Origin of the sequence: Rhodoplanes sp. Z2-YC6860, from assembly GCF_001579845.1 — a bacterium.
Classification (GTDB): Bacteria; Pseudomonadota; Alphaproteobacteria; order Rhizobiales; family Xanthobacteraceae; genus Z2-YC6860.
This window is the reverse complement of the sequence record NZ_CP007440.1, coordinates 3,974,463-3,989,734: the sequence shown is the minus strand read 5'-3', so window position 1 is coordinate 3,989,734 and position 15,272 is coordinate 3,974,463. Positions and strand designations below refer to the sequence as shown.

The 15,272-nt window shown below is 62.6% G+C and carries 11 protein-coding genes, 2 tRNA genes and 1 pseudogene; 5 read left to right on the top strand and 9 right to left on the bottom strand.

Features of this window, described 5'->3' with window-relative positions; all coding sequences use genetic code 11:
- Nucleotides 1–47: 47 nt before the first annotated feature.
- The 5 genes and pseudogenes from RHPLAN_RS18405 to RHPLAN_RS18385 all read right to left on the bottom strand — a co-directional run.
- On the bottom strand, nucleotides 48–761 hold the full coding sequence (locus tag RHPLAN_RS18405) for an NAD-dependent epimerase/dehydratase family protein (RefSeq protein WP_068020594.1): 714 nt from the start codon (nucleotides 759–761) through the stop codon (nucleotides 48–50).
- A 17-nt stretch (nucleotides 762–778) separates the two neighbouring features.
- Nucleotides 779–1,195 carry a nuclear transport factor 2 family protein gene (locus RHPLAN_RS18400; protein ID WP_068020591.1) on the bottom strand — a complete coding sequence of 139 codons (417 nt, stop codon included), beginning with the start codon at nucleotides 1,193–1,195 and terminating at the stop codon, nucleotides 779–781.
- Between the two features lie 31 nt (nucleotides 1,196–1,226).
- Nucleotides 1,227–1,949 carry a DUF2459 domain-containing protein gene (locus RHPLAN_RS18395; protein WP_068020588.1) on the bottom strand — a complete coding sequence of 241 codons (723 nt, stop codon included), beginning with the start codon at nucleotides 1,947–1,949 and terminating at the stop codon, nucleotides 1,227–1,229.
- Nucleotides 1,946–2,809 (bottom strand): metallophosphoesterase, encoded by an 864-nt coding sequence (locus tag RHPLAN_RS40150; RefSeq protein WP_198165025.1) that lies wholly within the window; start codon nucleotides 2,807–2,809, stop codon nucleotides 1,946–1,948. Before RHPLAN_RS40150 ends, RHPLAN_RS18395 begins: the two co-directional genes overlap by 4 nt.
- An 8-nt stretch (nucleotides 2,810–2,817) precedes the next feature.
- A pseudogene (locus tag RHPLAN_RS18385) lies at nucleotides 2,818–5,586 on the bottom strand (valine--tRNA ligase); the annotation flags it as partial.
- Nucleotides 5,587–5,727: 141 nt separating this feature from the next.
- Between RHPLAN_RS18385 and RHPLAN_RS18380 the strand changes: the two are divergent.
- The gene (locus tag RHPLAN_RS18380; RefSeq protein WP_068020581.1) at nucleotides 5,728–6,888 is read left to right on the top strand and encodes an MFS transporter; all 1,161 of its coding nucleotides are present in this window, start codon (nucleotides 5,728–5,730) and stop codon (nucleotides 6,886–6,888) included.
- Nucleotides 6,889–6,899: 11 nt separating this feature from the next.
- Here the strand turns inward: RHPLAN_RS18380 and RHPLAN_RS18375 are convergent, their stop codons facing one another.
- From RHPLAN_RS18375 to RHPLAN_RS18365, 3 genes are all read right to left on the bottom strand, one after another.
- Nucleotides 6,900–7,532 carry a PopZ family protein gene (locus RHPLAN_RS18375; protein WP_068020580.1) on the bottom strand — a complete coding sequence of 211 codons (633 nt, stop codon included), beginning with the start codon at nucleotides 7,530–7,532 and terminating at the stop codon, nucleotides 6,900–6,902.
- A gap of 190 nt (nucleotides 7,533–7,722) precedes the next feature.
- Nucleotides 7,723–9,126: a TolC family outer membrane protein gene (locus RHPLAN_RS18370; protein WP_068020570.1), complete on the bottom strand. Its 1,404-nt coding sequence runs from the start codon at nucleotides 9,124–9,126 to the stop codon at nucleotides 7,723–7,725.
- Nucleotides 9,127–9,379: 253 nt separating this feature from the next.
- Complete coding sequence (locus RHPLAN_RS18365; RefSeq protein ID WP_068020565.1) at nucleotides 9,380–10,039, bottom strand: protein-L-isoaspartate O-methyltransferase family protein; 660 nt, start codon at nucleotides 10,037–10,039, stop codon at nucleotides 9,380–9,382.
- A gap of 173 nt (nucleotides 10,040–10,212) precedes the next feature.
- On the opposite strand from RHPLAN_RS18365, the gene RHPLAN_RS18360 reads away from it, so the two are divergent.
- The 4 genes from RHPLAN_RS18360 to RHPLAN_RS18340 all read left to right on the top strand — a co-directional run bounded on the left by RHPLAN_RS18360 (nucleotide 10,213) and on the right by RHPLAN_RS18340 (nucleotide 13,436).
- Nucleotides 10,213–10,286: transfer RNA gene (locus RHPLAN_RS18360), tRNA-Cys, on the top strand.
- Nucleotides 10,287–10,421: 135 nt separating this feature from the next.
- Nucleotides 10,422–10,496, top strand: a tRNA-Asn gene (locus tag RHPLAN_RS18355).
- A 473-nt stretch (nucleotides 10,497–10,969) separates the two neighbouring features.
- A complete protein-coding gene (locus tag RHPLAN_RS18345) occupies nucleotides 10,970–12,289 on the top strand; it encodes a glycosyltransferase (RefSeq protein WP_157100334.1) in 1,320 nt (439 codons plus the stop codon).
- Nucleotides 12,267–13,436, top strand: coding sequence for an FkbM family methyltransferase (locus RHPLAN_RS18340; RefSeq protein ID WP_068020559.1), 1,170 nt, complete (start codon nucleotides 12,267–12,269; stop codon nucleotides 13,434–13,436). Before RHPLAN_RS18345 ends, RHPLAN_RS18340 begins: the two co-directional genes overlap by 23 nt.
- Here RHPLAN_RS18340 and RHPLAN_RS18335 read toward each other — a convergent pair.
- Nucleotides 13,433–14,716 (bottom strand): class I SAM-dependent methyltransferase, encoded by a 1,284-nt coding sequence (locus RHPLAN_RS18335; RefSeq protein ID WP_068020557.1) that lies wholly within the window; start codon nucleotides 14,714–14,716, stop codon nucleotides 13,433–13,435. The genes RHPLAN_RS18340 and RHPLAN_RS18335 overlap by 4 nt on opposite strands.
- Between the last annotated feature and the right edge of the window lie 556 nt (nucleotides 14,717–15,272).

The following is a 15,272-nucleotide window of genomic DNA, read 5'->3' as shown; positions in this document are numbered from 1 at the left end:
ACCGCTTCACTTCGTTACGCGCTGCACCGCGTCCGGGACACGTGTGGCTACAGCCGGAAAAACGGATCGAATCCCAGCTCCCGCCGGGCCCTCTCGACCGAAAACGCGCCGTCATCCTCGGCGATGTTGTAGACGCCGGGTGCCCCCCGGGTGAGCGCGAGCAGCGCGGCCTGCGCCGCCGCGCCGGTGGTCAGCGAGCCGGCGCTGCCGGGCTTGTCGAACCAGGTACCGGGACCATAGAGCCGGCCATAACGCAGCACGATGCCATCGATGCCGGGCGTGCTGAGGACCGCATGTTCCAGAGCCTTCACGCCATCGATGCTGGCGCGCTGGGCTTCGCTTGAATCGAGCGGATCGGTCTCCTTCCGGGGCCCCTCGCCCGGCGCGTAGATGAAGGCGATGCTCTGCGCGATCACCCGCCGGACACCCGCCGCAAAGGCCGCCGCCATCAGGTTCCTCGTGCCATCGACACGAAGCCGTGCATTCTTCTCGCGCACCACCGCCATCTGCGCCGGATCGCTGACATCCGGCAGGTCCGTCAACTGATGGATCACCACGTCAGGCTTGGCTGCAGCAACGGCGCGCTTCAGCCCTTCAGCATCGAAGGCATCCACCGCGACGCCGACCGCACCAAGCTTTTCGATCTCGGGAATCTTGGCAGCCGACCGCGTCGTGCCGGTGACGGCATGTCCTGCGTTCCGCAGCAGTCCGATCAGCGGCCGGCCGATCACGCCGGTCGCACCCGCCAGAAAAACCTTCATCGCATTCCACCCGGCTGTTACGCCATCGCGGCAAGCACGCCCGCGGTGTCGTAAAACTCAAAATACTCCACCGCCTTGCCGTTGGCGAAGCGCCACGACGCGGCGATTTTGGTTTCAACAACCTTTCCGGTTTTTTTGTAGCGCCAGGAGCAGCGGCCCAGGACGACCGCGCGATCGCCCTGCGCGACGATGCTCTCGTCGACGTACTCGATCATTTGCCAGTCGCGCGCGAGCCCGCCGAAGTACTCTTTCAGCGCGTCACGATGGCTGTAATCGGTGAGATATTCGGCTCCGGAAGGCCCCTGGGCCAGCGAGCCGAACTTGATGTTGTCGGCGCAGATCTTCATCCACTCGTCGACGCTGCCACCTTTCGTGTCGTTCCAGGTCTTGTAGGCCTGTTTCAAGAGAGTGACGTTTTGCTGTTCGTCGGACATGCGTGCCTCCCGCTCCTGTCCGCCAATCAAATCACGGCTTCGGCAAAGGAACGAGCCCCGCCCGCCATTTCAAGTCGAGGAACAGGCCCAGCGGCAGGGTCGCCAGCACCGGCGCGGTCGGCAAGCCCGCCCCCGAGAGCAATCGCGCGACCCAATGATTGCACACATTAAACGCGTGAAATGCACCAATGCCGCGATAGAACAGGCTTGGCCCGTAGAGTCCGGGCCCAAGCGGCTCGAGTGGCGCACCGTTCGGATCGCGTCCGAAGCTTGCATCGAGGCCCATGAGTATTCGCACAAAGCCTTCATCCGATAGCGGGATGCGGATGATGTCGGCATTCGGAAATGTCTCACGCGCCGGAAGGCTCAAACCCACCACATGAACGACCGACGCATTGCCCGGCGCAAACAGCGCGCGCAGCGCGAGACGGACGGTCAGCGAGGTGACGTCCGGAACGCTGCGGTAAAAGCCTTCGTCACCCCAGCCGATCTCGAGCCATTGATAGTTTGCAAAGCGCTGCGCCACCGCGGTGAGAGCCACGTCGCCGCTGCGCTCTGCTGCCTCCGCTATGGCGGCACGAGCGATGACCAAGCCTGAGTGATAGCCGTGGCTCACCACATCGATCTCGATGTTCGGCGCGCCTGCAGCGGGCGGCCATAGCGCTGGGTCGGCCGGACGGGCCGTCAGCACAGTCAACGCAACGACGAATGCGACGATGGCGGCGACCGCCCAGCCGGCGATCCGCCATTTCATGGCCCGGTCACGTCGATGATGGCGTATTCCGGCGGCACGCCGATCCGCAGCGGCACGGTGCTGGTGCCGAGCCCCGCGGTCACGATCAGATGCCGGCCACCCTCGGCCACATGGCCGTGACTCCAGCGCAGCGGCGCGCGGCTCGCGTTCATGAGCACGCCCAGCACCGGGAATTTGATCTGACCGCCGTGGGTGTGGCCGGCGAGCGTCAGGAACGGCCCATCGGGCATTTCGGCAAACCGCGCCGGATCGTGGGTAAGGATGATCGCTGGCTTGTTGCGCGGGAGACCCGCGAGGAATCCCTTCGCGGCCTGCCATTGCACATGCGCGTCGGGGACGCCGACCACGTCGATGCTGTGCTGTTCGTAGGTGAACGCCTGCTGGCCATGCTCGATCACCACGATGCCGGCCGCGCGCAGCGCCCGATCGACTTCAAGCCTGCCGTAGATGTAATCGTGGTTGCCGAGCACGGCGAAGCGACCGCAGCGGCCGGTGAGCCGCGACAACACGGATGCGATGCTGCGCGGCGGCACACGACCGCGGCCGAGCAGATGCATGTTCATGTAATCGCCGCCGTAGAGCACCAGATCCGGCGAATAGGCCTCAGCCTCCTTGGCAATGGCTGCAAGCCGCGCGAGATCGCCGGTGTGCGAACCGACATGAAAGTCGGACAGGAACGCGATCCGCAACGGCCGTGCGAAGCGCGGCCAGCCCGGCAACGTCAGCTCGTAGCGGCGCACCACATGCGGCTGGGCATGGGCGAAACGGCCGAACGGACCCTTGTGGCCGGTTTCATCATGATACGGCCTGCGGATGATCGCTCCGATCACCCGCTCCTGGAATGGCCGTCGCTCGCTCACCTCGGGGCTCAGGTCGCGCTTTGCAGCCGTTCCAGCGCCTCGATGATTTTCTGGCGGCGGCCCACGGCCTCTTCGCGCTTCTCGCGCTCGCCCTCGACGACCTCTTCGTCGGCGTTGGCGACGAACTTCGGATTGTTGAGCTTGCGATCGACGTGCTGGATGTCGGCTTCGGCCTTCTGCATCTCCTTCTGCAGCCGGGCGCGCTCGGCTGAGAAGTCGATCACACCCTTGAGCGGCAGCGCCGCGACGTCGCCGCGGATCAGAAGCTGCACCGAGCCCTGCGGCGGCGTATCGGCAAAGCTGATGTCGGCGACGCGAGCGAGCCGCTTGGCGAACTCCGCCCAGCGCTCGGCACGGGCTTTCGTTTCGGCGGAGGCGCGGGCGAGCACCACCGGGATCGCCGTCGAGGCCGGAATGTTCATTTCCACGCGCACCGAGCGGATCGACGTGACGAGATCGATGAACCAGCCGATCTCGGCTTCGGCCTCGGCGTTGTCGAGGCCTTCGAGCGCGGGCCACGACGCCAGCACCAGCGGCGTGTCGCGCGCAGGCCCCGTCTCGGCGGTGACGCGCCAGAGTTCCTCGGTGATGAACGGCATGAACGGATGCAGCAGCTTCAATATCTCGTCGAGCGCCCAGGCGGCCGTCGCGCGAGTCTCGTCCTTGGCCGCACCGTCAGGGCCCGTCAGCAAGGGTTTCGACAGCTCCACATACCAGTCGCAGTAAACGTTCCAGACGAAGCGATAGGCCGCGCCCGCCGCCTCGTTGAACTTGTAGGCTTCGATCGCTTCGCTGATCTCGCGAGTGGCCTTCGCGGTCTCGTGGGCAATCCAGCGGTTCAGCGTTTCTTTCACCGACTTCGGATCGAAGCCCGCGACGCGGCCGGCGCCGTTGAACTCGACGAAGCGCGCCGCATTCCAGAGCTTGGTCGCGAAGTTGCGATAGCCTTCGACGCGCTGGGTCGAGAGCTTGATGTCGCGGCCTTGCGCCGCCATGGCGGCGAGCGTGAAGCGCAGCGCATCGGCGCCGTACTCGTCGATCAGCGCCAGCGGATCGATGACGTTGCCCTTGGACTTCGACATCTTGGCGCCCTTCTCGTCGCGGACGAGGGCGTGGATGTAGACGTCCTTGAACGGCACCTCTTTCTTGAAGTGCAGTCCCATCATCATCATGCGGGCGACCCAGAAGAAGATGATGTCGAAACCGGTCACCAGCGCCGAGGTCGGATAGAAGCGCTCAAGCTCCGGCGTCTCGTCGGGCCATCCCAACGTGGAGAACGGCCACAGCGCCGACGAGAACCAGGTGTCGAGCACGTCCTCGTCGCGAGTCAGGAACGGCGCGCGCTTCTCGGGATGGACCGCCATTTCGCGCGCATCGTGCGCCGTGATCGCGCCGGTCTCCTGATAGTAGGCCAGCGCCCGCGACACCGCTTCCTCTTCGGTCTCGGCGACGAACACCTTGCCGTCCTGGCCGTACCACGCCGGGATCTGATGCCCCCACCAGAGCTGACGCGAGATGCACCACGGCTGGATGTTCTCCATCCAGTCGAAATAGGTCTTCTCCCAGTTCTTCGGCACGAACGTCGTGCGGCCATCGCGCACGGCGGCCGTGGCTTCGACGGCCAGCGCCTTGGCGTTGACGTACCACTGGTCGGTCAGGAACGGCTCGATCACCACGTTGGAGCGGTCGCCGTGCGGCACCATGTGCGTATGCGGCTCGATCTTGTCGAGGAAGCCGGCCGTCTCCAGCCGCTCGACGATCAGCTTGCGCGCCTTGAAGCGATCGACGCCATGAAGCTTCATGGTCTCGTCGAGCGCGGGCGTCGACGGCACGCCGTCCAGAAACGCCTCGTTGTCCGCAAGCGCCATCTTGCCTTCGATGTCGAGCACGCTGACCTGCGGCAGGTTGTGCCGCTTGCCGACCTCGAAGTCGTTGAAGTCGTGCGCCGGCGTGATCTTCACCGCGCCGGTGCCCTTCTCCGGATCGGCGTAGTCGTCGCCGACGATGGTAATCCGCCGGCCGACCAGCGGCAGCACCGCGGTCTTGCCGATCAGGTGCTTCAGCCGCTCGTTGTCCGGATGCACCGCGACCGCGGTGTCCCCCAGCATGGTCTCGGGCCGCGTGGTGGCAACGATGATCTGCTCATCGGTGCCTTCGATCGGATACTTGATGTGCCAGAGGTGGCCCTTGATCTCGACCTGCTGCACCTCGAGATCGGAGATCGCCGTGAGCAGCTTCGGGTCCCAGTTGACCAGCCGCTTGTCCTTGTAGATCAGGCCCTCGTTGTAGAGCGTGACGAACACCTTGAGCACGGCCTTGGACAGGCCTTCGTCCATGGTGAAGCGCTCGCGCGACCAGTCGCAGGACGCGCCGAGCCGCTTGAGCTGGTTGACGATGGTGCCGCCGGACTCCGCCTTCCAGGCCCAGACCCGCTCCAGGAACTTCTGCCGGCCCATGTCGCGGCGGCCCGGCTCCTGGCGCTCCATCAATTGCCGCTCGACCACCATCTGCGTCGCGATGCCGGCGTGATCGGTGCCGGGCTGCCACAGCACATCCTTGCCGCGCATGCGCTCGAACCGCGCCAGGATGTCCTGCAGCGTGTTGTTGAGCGCGTGACCCATGTGCAGCGAGCCCGTCACGTTCGGCGGCGGGATCACGATGCTGTAGGGCGCGGCGGATTTCCGCTCAGGCCGGCCGGCCCGGAACGCCTGCGCGTTCTCCCAGGCGGCATAAATGCGGCCTTCAACCTCGGACGGCAGGTAAGTCTTGTCGATCATCGCGATTTTACTGACGAATCTATAGGGTCAATTGGCATTGAATCTGGTGGCGCGGTAGAAAGCCCGCCACCCCCGATGCTGTCAACGTCAACCACCTCACCCACCCCGCCGCCACCCGCAGCGCCCCGCCCCGGCAATCCGATGGCGGCCATCCTGTCGCTCGCCGTGGCGAGCTTTGCGAGCCAGGCGTTGGTCCGCAGCGCCGACACGCTTCTGCCGCAGATCGCCACCGATTTCGCCGTCACGGTCGGCGTCGCCTCGATCGTGATCACCGCCTATGCGCTGACCCATGGCACGACCCAGTTCATCACCGGGCCGATCGCCGACCGCTTCGGCAAATACCGCACGGTGGCTGTGGCCTGCGGGCTGTCGGCGCTGACGGTCGCGGCCTGCGGACTGGCCCGCTCGCTCGACGGCCTCACCCTCGCCCGCTTCTTCTCGGGTCTTACGGTCGCCTGGATCCTGCCGATCAGCCTGGCCTATATCGGCGACGTGGTGCCTTACGATCAGCGCCAACAGGTGCTCGGCCGGTTCCTGGCGGGCCAGGTGCTCGGTCAGTTGTTCGGGCAAGCCGCAGGCGGCGTGATCGGCGACTATTTCGGCTGGCGCGTCACCTTCTTTGCGCTCGCCGCGATGCTGGCGGCGGCCGCCGCCGCGCTGACCTGGCAGCTCTTTTCCAATCCGATCACGCGCCCCGCGTCGGGCATGCAGGAGCGCCGCGGCATGATCGAGAGCTACCGGATCGTGCTCGGGACGCCGTGGGCGCGCATCATGCTGCTATCGGTCGGCCTCGAGGGCACGTTCTTCCAGGGTGTGTTCTCTTACATCGGCGCAGACCTGCATCTGCGCTTCGGTGTGAGTTTCGCAGGCGTTGGCGTCATCATCGGCATCTTCGCGCTCGGCGGGCTGATCTATGCCGCCACGGTGAAGCCCATGATGAGGAGGCTCGGCCAGACCGGCATCGCCAAGACCGGCGGCATCGTGCTCGGGCTCGCGTTTCTGACGCTCGCGGTTCAGCCGGTCTGGTACTTCGCGCCGCTCGCGACGCTCGGGCTGGGGCTCGGCTTCTACATGCTGCACAACACGCTGCAGACCGAGGCGACGCAAATGGTACCGCAGGCCCGCGGCACCGGCGTTACGCTGTTCGCATCGATGTATTTTCTCGGTCAGACACTCGGCGTGGCGCTGGGAGCACCGGTGATGGATCGCTTCGGCGCGCCGCCGATCTTCGTTGTCGCGGCTTTGGCGCTGCCGGCGTTGGCGTTCTTCTTCACCGCGCAGCTGAAGCGCCGCGCGATCTGAACCAGAAGATTTCAGCGGCCGCGCGCGACGCGCTCGATCTCGGCCTTGACGATCCGTTCGACCATGCCCGGCAGATTGTCGTCGAGCCATGACTTCAACATCGGCCGCAGCATCTCGCGCACCAGATCTTCAAGAGTGCGGGCGTTCTGCACCAGCACGGTCTGCGCCAGCGTATTGAAAGCGGAATCGACCGCGGCCGTCGTGGACGATGACAACAACTGGTCTGCGGAACGCGGCGGCGGCGCGTAGGATTGCGGCGGCGCTTGAGCCGGACGCGGCGGCGGCGCAGGCGGCTCCGGCTGAGGGTCGGCGAAGACCACGTCCGACTGGCCATCGATCGTTTGGAAGCTCGGCGATTCCGCCGCGATATCGGCCATCTGCTCGGTGAGATCGAGAATGTCCTGCGGTTCCGGAGATGGTGGCTCCATCCGCGCCATCAGATCGTGCTGCGGCACCGGCTCGGGCGGCGGCATCATCACCTTGGGCGGCGGCTGCACCGGCCGGGGTGGCGGCGCCGCAGGCTTGGGCGCTGCCGCTGCCTGGGGCCGCGGCGCCGGCTTGGAATCGTCGTCAGCGATGATGCGGCGGATGGAGGCAAGAATCTCCTCCATCGACGGCTCTTGCGCCTTCGCCGGTTGATTCATTGTTCATTTCCCCGCAACGAATTCCCCGTGCCCGCCGCACGATGCCGGCACCAAGGCGGACATGCGGCGAATCACTGCCTTACTGCGATATTGGCACGGAACGGCTCAACTGTGGCAGCCGATCGGGCAAGTGCGATCGTTGTTTGTGGACGAATCGCCGATGCACGTGAGGCTGCAGAGAAGCGTGCGCTTACTTGCCGTCAGGCGTACGCACGCCGGCCCAGGTGTCGCGGACCTGATGGTAGTGCACGACCGGATCGTAGATCGGCACGTCGAGGCGCAGCGTTTGCGGCGAAAGCCCGCCGACGGCCGCGAGCACACCGTAAGAATTCACCACGCGATCGCGCTGCGCGCTGACGAGAGCCACACGCGCATTCACCAGCTCCTGCTGAGCGTTGAGCACGTCGAGCGTGGTGCGCTGGCCAACGCGGGCCTCTTCGCGCACGCCGTTGAGCGCGATCTCGGCGGCGTTCACCGCGGTCTGGTTCGCCAGCACCGCGGCCTTGGCGGCGTCCAGCGCGCCCCAGGTCTGCACCAGGTTCTGCTGCTGAATGTCGCGCTGGTTGTCGAGGTTGACGCGTTGCTGCTGCAGCAGCTCCTTGGCCTGGCGAATGTTCGCGTACTCAGTGCCACCCTGATAGATCGGCACGTTGAGCTGCGCCTGCCCGATGGCGGAGAAGGTTTCGAGGTTCGACAGCACCGAGGTCGAACCGTACGACTTCTGAACCGACCCGACCGCGGTCAGCGTCGGATAGAGCGAAGCCTCGGCCACCTTGACCGCGAACACAGCGGAATCGACGTTGAACATCGAGGTCGTCACCGCAGGGTGCTGCGACCGGGCCATCACGATGCCCTGCTCGAGCTTGGCCGGCGACAGCCGGTCGACCGGGCTTGCCGGATCGAGTCGTCCCGGCTCGACGCCGATGACCTGGCGATAGGTCGAACGCGAACTCGTGTAATTCGACTCCGCCTGCAACATCGTGGCGCGCGCTTGGGCCAAACGCGATTCAGCCTGGGCGACGTCAGTGCGCGTCACCTCGCCGACGTCGTAGCGGTCGCGGGTCTGGCGGAGCTGCTCCTGAAGCACTTCGACGTTGCTGCGCTGCAGGCTCAGCGTCGCGGCGTCACGGATCAGGTTCATGTAGGCGGTGGCCGCCTGCAGCAAAATCGTCTGTTCGGTGTTGCGCAGCGTCTCGCGCGCCGCCGAAACCTGCTGCTCGGCTTGCCGCGTCTGGTTCGCCGTCTGGTTGCCGTTCAGCAGTGTCTGCGAATAGGTGGCGCCATAGGTCTGGATGGCGTTGTTGCCAATCGTCCGCGGATAGTTGGGTCCGGTCACGCCTTGCACGCGAGCGGTGGAATCGAGAAACGCTTCGCCGGCCGCAGCCGACAGGCTGATGCGGGGCCGATAACCGGACAGCGCCTTGGGAACACCTTCGTCCGTCGCGCGAACGGCCGCGCGCTGCGCGTTGATGTTCGGATTGTTGATATAGGCCTGGGTCAGCGCCCAGCGGATGGTGTCGCCTGAGGCCGGCCCAACTGCCAGCGCCAACGCCGCCACCCCAACAACTCCCGCCCCGACGCTAGTTCGCCACATTCGCCACTCAGGTCCCCAAACGCGCAAGATCACGTACTCTTGCAACACGAGAATACGGACGCAACGCTGTCAAACTCGGCCACATGACGACGCGACGCCGACACTAGGGAACAATGTAACCCTTTGATATCCCCGGGCCAGTACTCATACACAGGATCATGTCAGGTTTTGACCCGCACAGCACAAAGACGGCGGGTGTTGCGGCCAGAACACGGATGGCGGGCTGTCCGGGGCCGGACACTACGCCCAAGCGCTAAAACACGAACTCCGGGGGCTTCACAAAGCCCGGCAACACCGAAGCGGCTGCATCGAAGATCGCCCGGCCGCTGATGTCGGTCTCGGTCCGTTCATATATTGTGGCTTTTCCTGGGCCGTGCCCCAATATGCAGGCGAGCCGCCCGCCCACCTTGAGCTGCTTCATCAGCGCGGCTGGAACCACTTCGGTCGCGCCTTCCAGCAGGATCACGTCATAAGGTGCCTCGGCCGCCCAGCCAGCGGCGAGCGGTCCGGTGACAATTTTGGCGTTCTTGGCCTTCGCCCCGCTCACCGTCGCGGCCGCTTGCCGCGCTAGGCTCGCATCTTCCTCGAGTCCGACCACCGACGCCGCAAGCTGCGCGAGCAGCGCCGTCGCATATCCGGTGGCGCAGCCGACATCGAGCACGTGGCTGGTTTCAGCGATCTCGGCGGCTTGGATGAGTTTGGCGAGCACCATCGGCTTGAGCAGGCGGCGGACCGGCTGCCCGCTGCTCACCGGCACGTCGATATCGAGATAGGCAAGCGACGCCTTCTCCTCCGGGAAAAACTGCTCCCGCGGCAACTCGAGCATGGCAGAGATCAGGCGCGGATCGGTCACGTCCGCGGTCCGGACCTGGCCGTCAACCATCATGCGGCGCGCGGCGACAAAGTCGATCATGAAGGGCCTCGAAGCTTCCCGATATCGGGCTTTTTGCGGCAAGCCCCGGCAAAAGACAAGGAGTTGGGCGGCACGACGGCACGCGCAGCCGCGGTTCTCGACATCTGGTTTGCGAAGGCGCTTTGCCGCGTGTTGTCGGGGAACGACGGGTCCTATATAGCCATGCCCCGGACGGCCACGTGGCGGAGTGGTTACGCAACGGTCTGCAAAACCGTGTACCCCGGTTCAATTCCGGGCGTGGCCTCCAGTTAACCTCTTTGCCAGTCGTGCTTTTGTTCCTTGCCTCCGCCAGCGCAAAGATTTGGCGAGCGCGCCTCGGAATGCTTGGCAATTCGTTCAGGCTTTTGTTATACGCCCTCCGTCATTACCAACGTGGCGCCGTTCCCCGGTAGCTCAGTGGTAGAGCAACCGGCTGTTAACCGGTTGGTCGCTGGTTCGAATCCGGCCCGGGGAGCCAATTGCCAATTTGCCCGCGTTCGATCTGAAGTCGCCGTACAGCGCACGATCTCTTTCAAGCTTGCATCCTCGGTAACGACGGCAATCTCGTGCGGCATGCACCCTGCTCCGCCAATCGCACTGCTGCCGCCTCGCGCCAGCCGGGGAATGTGCAATGCAGCGAGTTCGCCATATCGCGCTGATCGTGAAACCAACCGCCGCCGTTGATCAACCTCGCAATCCCGCTAGAGGACGCTATCGCGCCGGGTTAGCCGCGCCGTGGAAATATTGTCTCCCACTTCCGGACCGGCGACGGCTATGCGCCCCCGCCTCTCGACGGGTCAGCGCACGTCTTCAGGCCTTATACGCAAGACGTCTGTGAGAATTGGGGCGCTTCAATCTGTCTAATCGTGTGATGAAATAATTTTTTCTGTGCTACACGCGAGTCAGTGGATCGTTCAAATGCAGGTTGTCCAGCAACCCGAGTGAGGGATCTTGGAAAATAAGAACGAGGTCTATCACAGGCTGGTCGTCGACATCACCGATTGGAACGCGTTTCTTGCTGGTGGAAGCGCCATATCGGGAATTCAACGTGTCACGCTCAATCTTTTGCGGTCGCTTGCGAAGCAAGGCTTGCCTTTCAAGATCATTCGCTACGATGAGAAAACTCGCGCACACCGGTTGGTAGAGACAGAATTTCTTTCGCAAGATTTCTCGCAACGGCGGCAACCATCAGTCCGTGGGAAATTTCCCGTACCGAGCCCCTATGCTCATGGGATGTACCGTCACGTCACCTCCACGATGCGGCGTAGAGCAAGCGAGTTGTTCAAGCGACAATACGACAATCCCTTGGACTGCCTTGGGCCGACATACCGACCGTGCGACGGAGACGTTCTCTATCTCGCGGGAGCAGGATGGGATTGCTATCCGACCTTGAACGCTGCTGAATCGCTCCGACGTGCCGCGCGTATTCGTGTCGTGTCGGAAATTTTCGATCTCATCCCCCTCTTCCCGGACATCTATCATGATCGGCGCGGTGCGCGGCAATTCCGACGATGGCTTCGTCATGCCGTGATGATTTCCGATTCTTTCATCTGCTTGTCGAAGCACACGCGCGATGACTTTCTCCGTAACGGTGGAAAGTTCGGTCTCGCGCAGGACACTCACGCAGCGGTGGTCACGCCTGCACACGAATTCTCCTCGGACCCTCCATTCTCCGCGCAATCCGGAGAAATTCCTCGGCCGCAACGCTCTTATGTTCTTTGCGTGGCTCATGTGTTCAACCACAAAAATGCCCGGCGCTTGATCGAGGCGTGGTTGGGGCTGAGCTTGATCTATCCGCTCGAAGCAGACTTGGTTCTGGCGGGCGCCACTCCACGTTCCGAAATCCTGGCGCGTTATGGCAGCGTGCCGCGTCTTCAGATTATCGAGCGCCCCTCCGACACTTTTCTCGCCAATCTCTACAAAAACGCAGCTTTCACCGTATTTCCTAGCTTGTATGAAGGTTGGGGAATGCCTGTTGGCGAGAGCCTGTGGTTCGGAACCCCTTGTTTAGCCAGTTCCGCGGCTTCCATTCCGGAAGCAGGTGGGACGATGGTCGACTATTTCGACCCGCGCGCATCCGGCGAACTCGAAACATTGTTAGCCCGCGCATTGTTCGAACCTGACTTCGTGAACGCACGAAGATCGGGCATAGATCGAACGCGGTTGAAAACGTGGGACGACTATGCCGGCGATATCTTTGCGGCCGCTACTTCAGCACATCCAAGCATTGAGAGGTCGCAGCCATCGTATGGCCGAGCAGGCGATGCATAGGGATCAACACTGGAGCGCTGTAGCGGATTTCGTTCTGCGATTGCCCGTTCGCGACGCGTTGATCGTATGCCCATCCTTGCTCGTGCAAGACATCCCAGGCTCGGTCGCCATTGAAAGCTGGGCGGGCTCTGCAATCCCAGATGCGATCGTCCTGCATAAAGGCGAACTGGACAGAATTGGCTCGCCGCAGTTTATCAACAACGTACTGTCGCCCGCCTTTATTCCAGGATTTGCCAACGAGGTCTTCGTCGTGTTCGTTCGTCCGGGCCTGGCGCCCGCGATACCGGACTCTTCCGTTCATCTCGTAGCCTTTCACCGTGCTGTAGGACAACTCAGCGCCATCAAATCGGTCGAAGCGGCGAAAACACGATCGTCGATTTACCTCGGAAACAATCGAGCCCTCACGACGACAGCATTCGGTCAGAAGATTTTTGTCGATACCAGGGACATTTCCCTTGCTCCGCACATTCTCCTCGATGGCTACTGGGAACTATGGATCACGCAAGCGCTCCGCCGGGAAATAATGCCGGGCTCGTTCTTTATCGATATCGGCGCAAATGTCGGATATTTCACGGTTCTGGCAGCCGATTGGGTCGGCGATGCGGGACGCGTGCTCGCTTTTGAACCGCATCGCGAGCTGGCGGAACTCGTTCACTCAAGCCTCAGCGTCAACGGGTTTCTTGGACGCGCCAAAATCGAACCCTTCGCGGTGACTTCGCGTAGCGGGGAGTCGACATTATACCGATGGAAACGCCATATGGCGGGTTCCAGCTTGGTCGACGGTTCGCAGCTAGCCGCTTCCTTTCTCGATGAAGTTGAACCGGTATCAATCAGGACGGTCAGTTTGGACGAATACCTGCCATCGGGCACGGTCGTCGATGTCATCAAAATCGATGCCGAAGGCGCGGAAGCAGGAATTCTAAAAGGCGCCCGGCGCGTCTTCACGGAATCCCCTCATATCCGAATATTCATGGAATTCTCGCCGGTTTTATTGCGTTCTGCAGGAGCCGATCCCGTCGAGCTCATCGACTTCATGAAGCGGCTTCAATTCAAAGTATTTCGAGTACTGCCGGACTCCTCAGTCGAGCTGGCGCAGGATTTGTTGCCTGCGGATGGTCAGCACTGGGATATCCTGTTCAAGCGCTAACTCTCGATTGCTTTGCGCACCATGACCGTGATGGAGGCAAGCCGGACTGCGCCAGCAACAGCCAGACCGTAGATCGAGTAGCAGCGGTGAGGTTTGGCGGAGAATCGGAAGCCGATTGTTTGCACCGGATGCGAACCTCCGATCGAGATCGTTTGCGTTTCGAGCGGCGACATATCCGAAGTGTTCACGGTGCTCCACGACATGATTGCCACGGCCGTCGTTCCATTGGATTCGCCGGCTGCCGCCAACGTGATGCGCGCCTCCATGTCGAGTTCCGCGAAGTGCTGATAAGAAGTCGAGAAAACGATGTTGCTGCCGCCAGCGTCGGCAGGCCATGGCTCCACATAAGGCGATCGCCCCGTGGGCAGCGCGGCAAACGGATTCAGCGCCCGCCAATCCGAGTTGCGTTCGAGGCTCCTGCGCCGGAGCCCGTCGTTTAGCCATTGAGCGGTTTCGTCGAGACCAACGATTTGCGGCGCGACGTAGCGCCCAGGGCGCAATATCAGAAGCACAGGCAGCGACATGATGCCGCCCGTCTCGCGCACTATAAGTTCTTCAAATTTCGACGGAGGTTCGACGCCGCGAACGCGGCTCAATTCTTTTGGCTGGTTGGCTCCAAGAGATGTAAGCGAAAGGTCGATGACCGGATCCGGGTTAAGCCCGGACTGTTCGATCAGTGCAAGCAGATGGTCGATTGCGAAGGCGTAATTTCCAGCAATGTCATGGGTCGGCCCCCCGATCCTTAATTCTGTGGTCAAGACATAAACGCCTTGGCTATTCAGAACACGAGCCACTTCCTTGAGGTGAGCCACAAAGTCCGCATCGCGACCAATATGCTCAAAAGAGGATATCGAATACGCAAAGTCTATCGATCCGGTCGCGACATCGAGCTGCCGCATATCCATGGACCGCACGCTGATCCTCCTGGCGTCAAAACCAGCCGGCGCCTCACTCAATACGAAATCGGCGGGATCAGAGGTTCGGGCTTCGGTCCAGATGGATTTCTTGTCGTACAGGTCGGTGACGATCAGGCCATTCGAGCGTTCGGACACTGGAAAAATTAGTGGCTCTCGGCCAGCCCCCATTGCAAGCCCACGTTTCGAGCCGTCGAGGAAGCCTCGGGAGTCCAGGGCGTGGAACGCACTCGCGAACTCCCAGAGTCGCGGATTGTTGAAAGGAACAGAGCCGAAATATCGCTCGATAATCTCAGTAAGTTCTTCGCGGCCGAAATCGGCCGCATCGGCGATCTTCTGGAGATTCGACTGTGCATGGCAGGCCATGTTTCACACACATTCCTGGTCGGTTCAGGCATGGCATTGAGCGCGATGGCGGTTCCGCAGCGCCTGCCCGGTGTTGACGACTGAATCGCTTCAACACTTCAATGGCGACGACGACGCCCAAGCGTCAAGTCACTGAACATCCTGCAAGAGTTTCACGTCAGCTATCGGTGCTTTTCAATTGCCGGCCGGAGGTGCGAGGCCCGCCCACGCAAACGCCTGCCAGCGCGGAAATTCGAGCGGGATGCGCTTTTAACGTTACTTGGTCAGGTTACTTGTGGATGTCCGTGGTCCGTCCGGCAAAATCAGCGCTAAGCTCCATCCATGAGCGCAAGCGTCCTAGGCCGTGCGGCCATTGTCCTGTACTTCGCGCAAGCCGCGATCGGCATGGTCGTAGGCTTTGCGCTGCCGTGGGTGCAATTGCTCTGGAACCATTGAGAAACTGAGACCGAATTTCAGATGCCGCATGCCGCACGCCGGTCGATCGCGAAAAAACTGCCTCATGGCAAGGCCCGCAGGATTACACGGAACTGGGTGGTGATGGTGATGGGCACCCTCA

Excerpts from the sequence above, each read along its gene's own strand:
- RHPLAN_RS18405 (WP_068020594.1), bottom strand. The coding sequence starts at position 761 with ATGAAGGTTTTTCTGGCGGGTGCGACCGGCGTGATCGGCCGGCCGCTG.
- RHPLAN_RS18400 (WP_068020591.1), bottom strand. The coding sequence starts at position 1,195 with ATGTCCGACGAACAGCAAAACGTCACTCTCTTGAAACAGGCCTACAAG.
- RHPLAN_RS18395 (WP_068020588.1), bottom strand. The coding sequence starts at position 1,949 with ATGAAATGGCGGATCGCCGGCTGGGCGGTCGCCGCCATCGTCGCATTC.
- RHPLAN_RS18380 (WP_068020581.1), top strand. The coding sequence starts at position 5,728 with ATGGCGGCCATCCTGTCGCTCGCCGTGGCGAGCTTTGCGAGCCAGGCG.
- RHPLAN_RS18375 (WP_068020580.1), bottom strand. The coding sequence starts at position 7,532 with ATGAATCAACCGGCGAAGGCGCAAGAGCCGTCGATGGAGGAGATTCTT.
- RHPLAN_RS18370 (WP_068020570.1), bottom strand. The coding sequence starts at position 9,126 with ATGTGGCGAACTAGCGTCGGGGCGGGAGTTGTTGGGGTGGCGGCGTTG.
- RHPLAN_RS18365 (WP_068020565.1), bottom strand. The coding sequence starts at position 10,039 with ATGATCGACTTTGTCGCCGCGCGCCGCATGATGGTTGACGGCCAGGTC.
- RHPLAN_RS18340 (WP_068020559.1), top strand. The coding sequence starts at position 12,267 with ATGGCCGAGCAGGCGATGCATAGGGATCAACACTGGAGCGCTGTAGCG.
- RHPLAN_RS18335 (WP_068020557.1), bottom strand. The coding sequence starts at position 14,716 with ATGGCCTGCCATGCACAGTCGAATCTCCAGAAGATCGCCGATGCGGCC.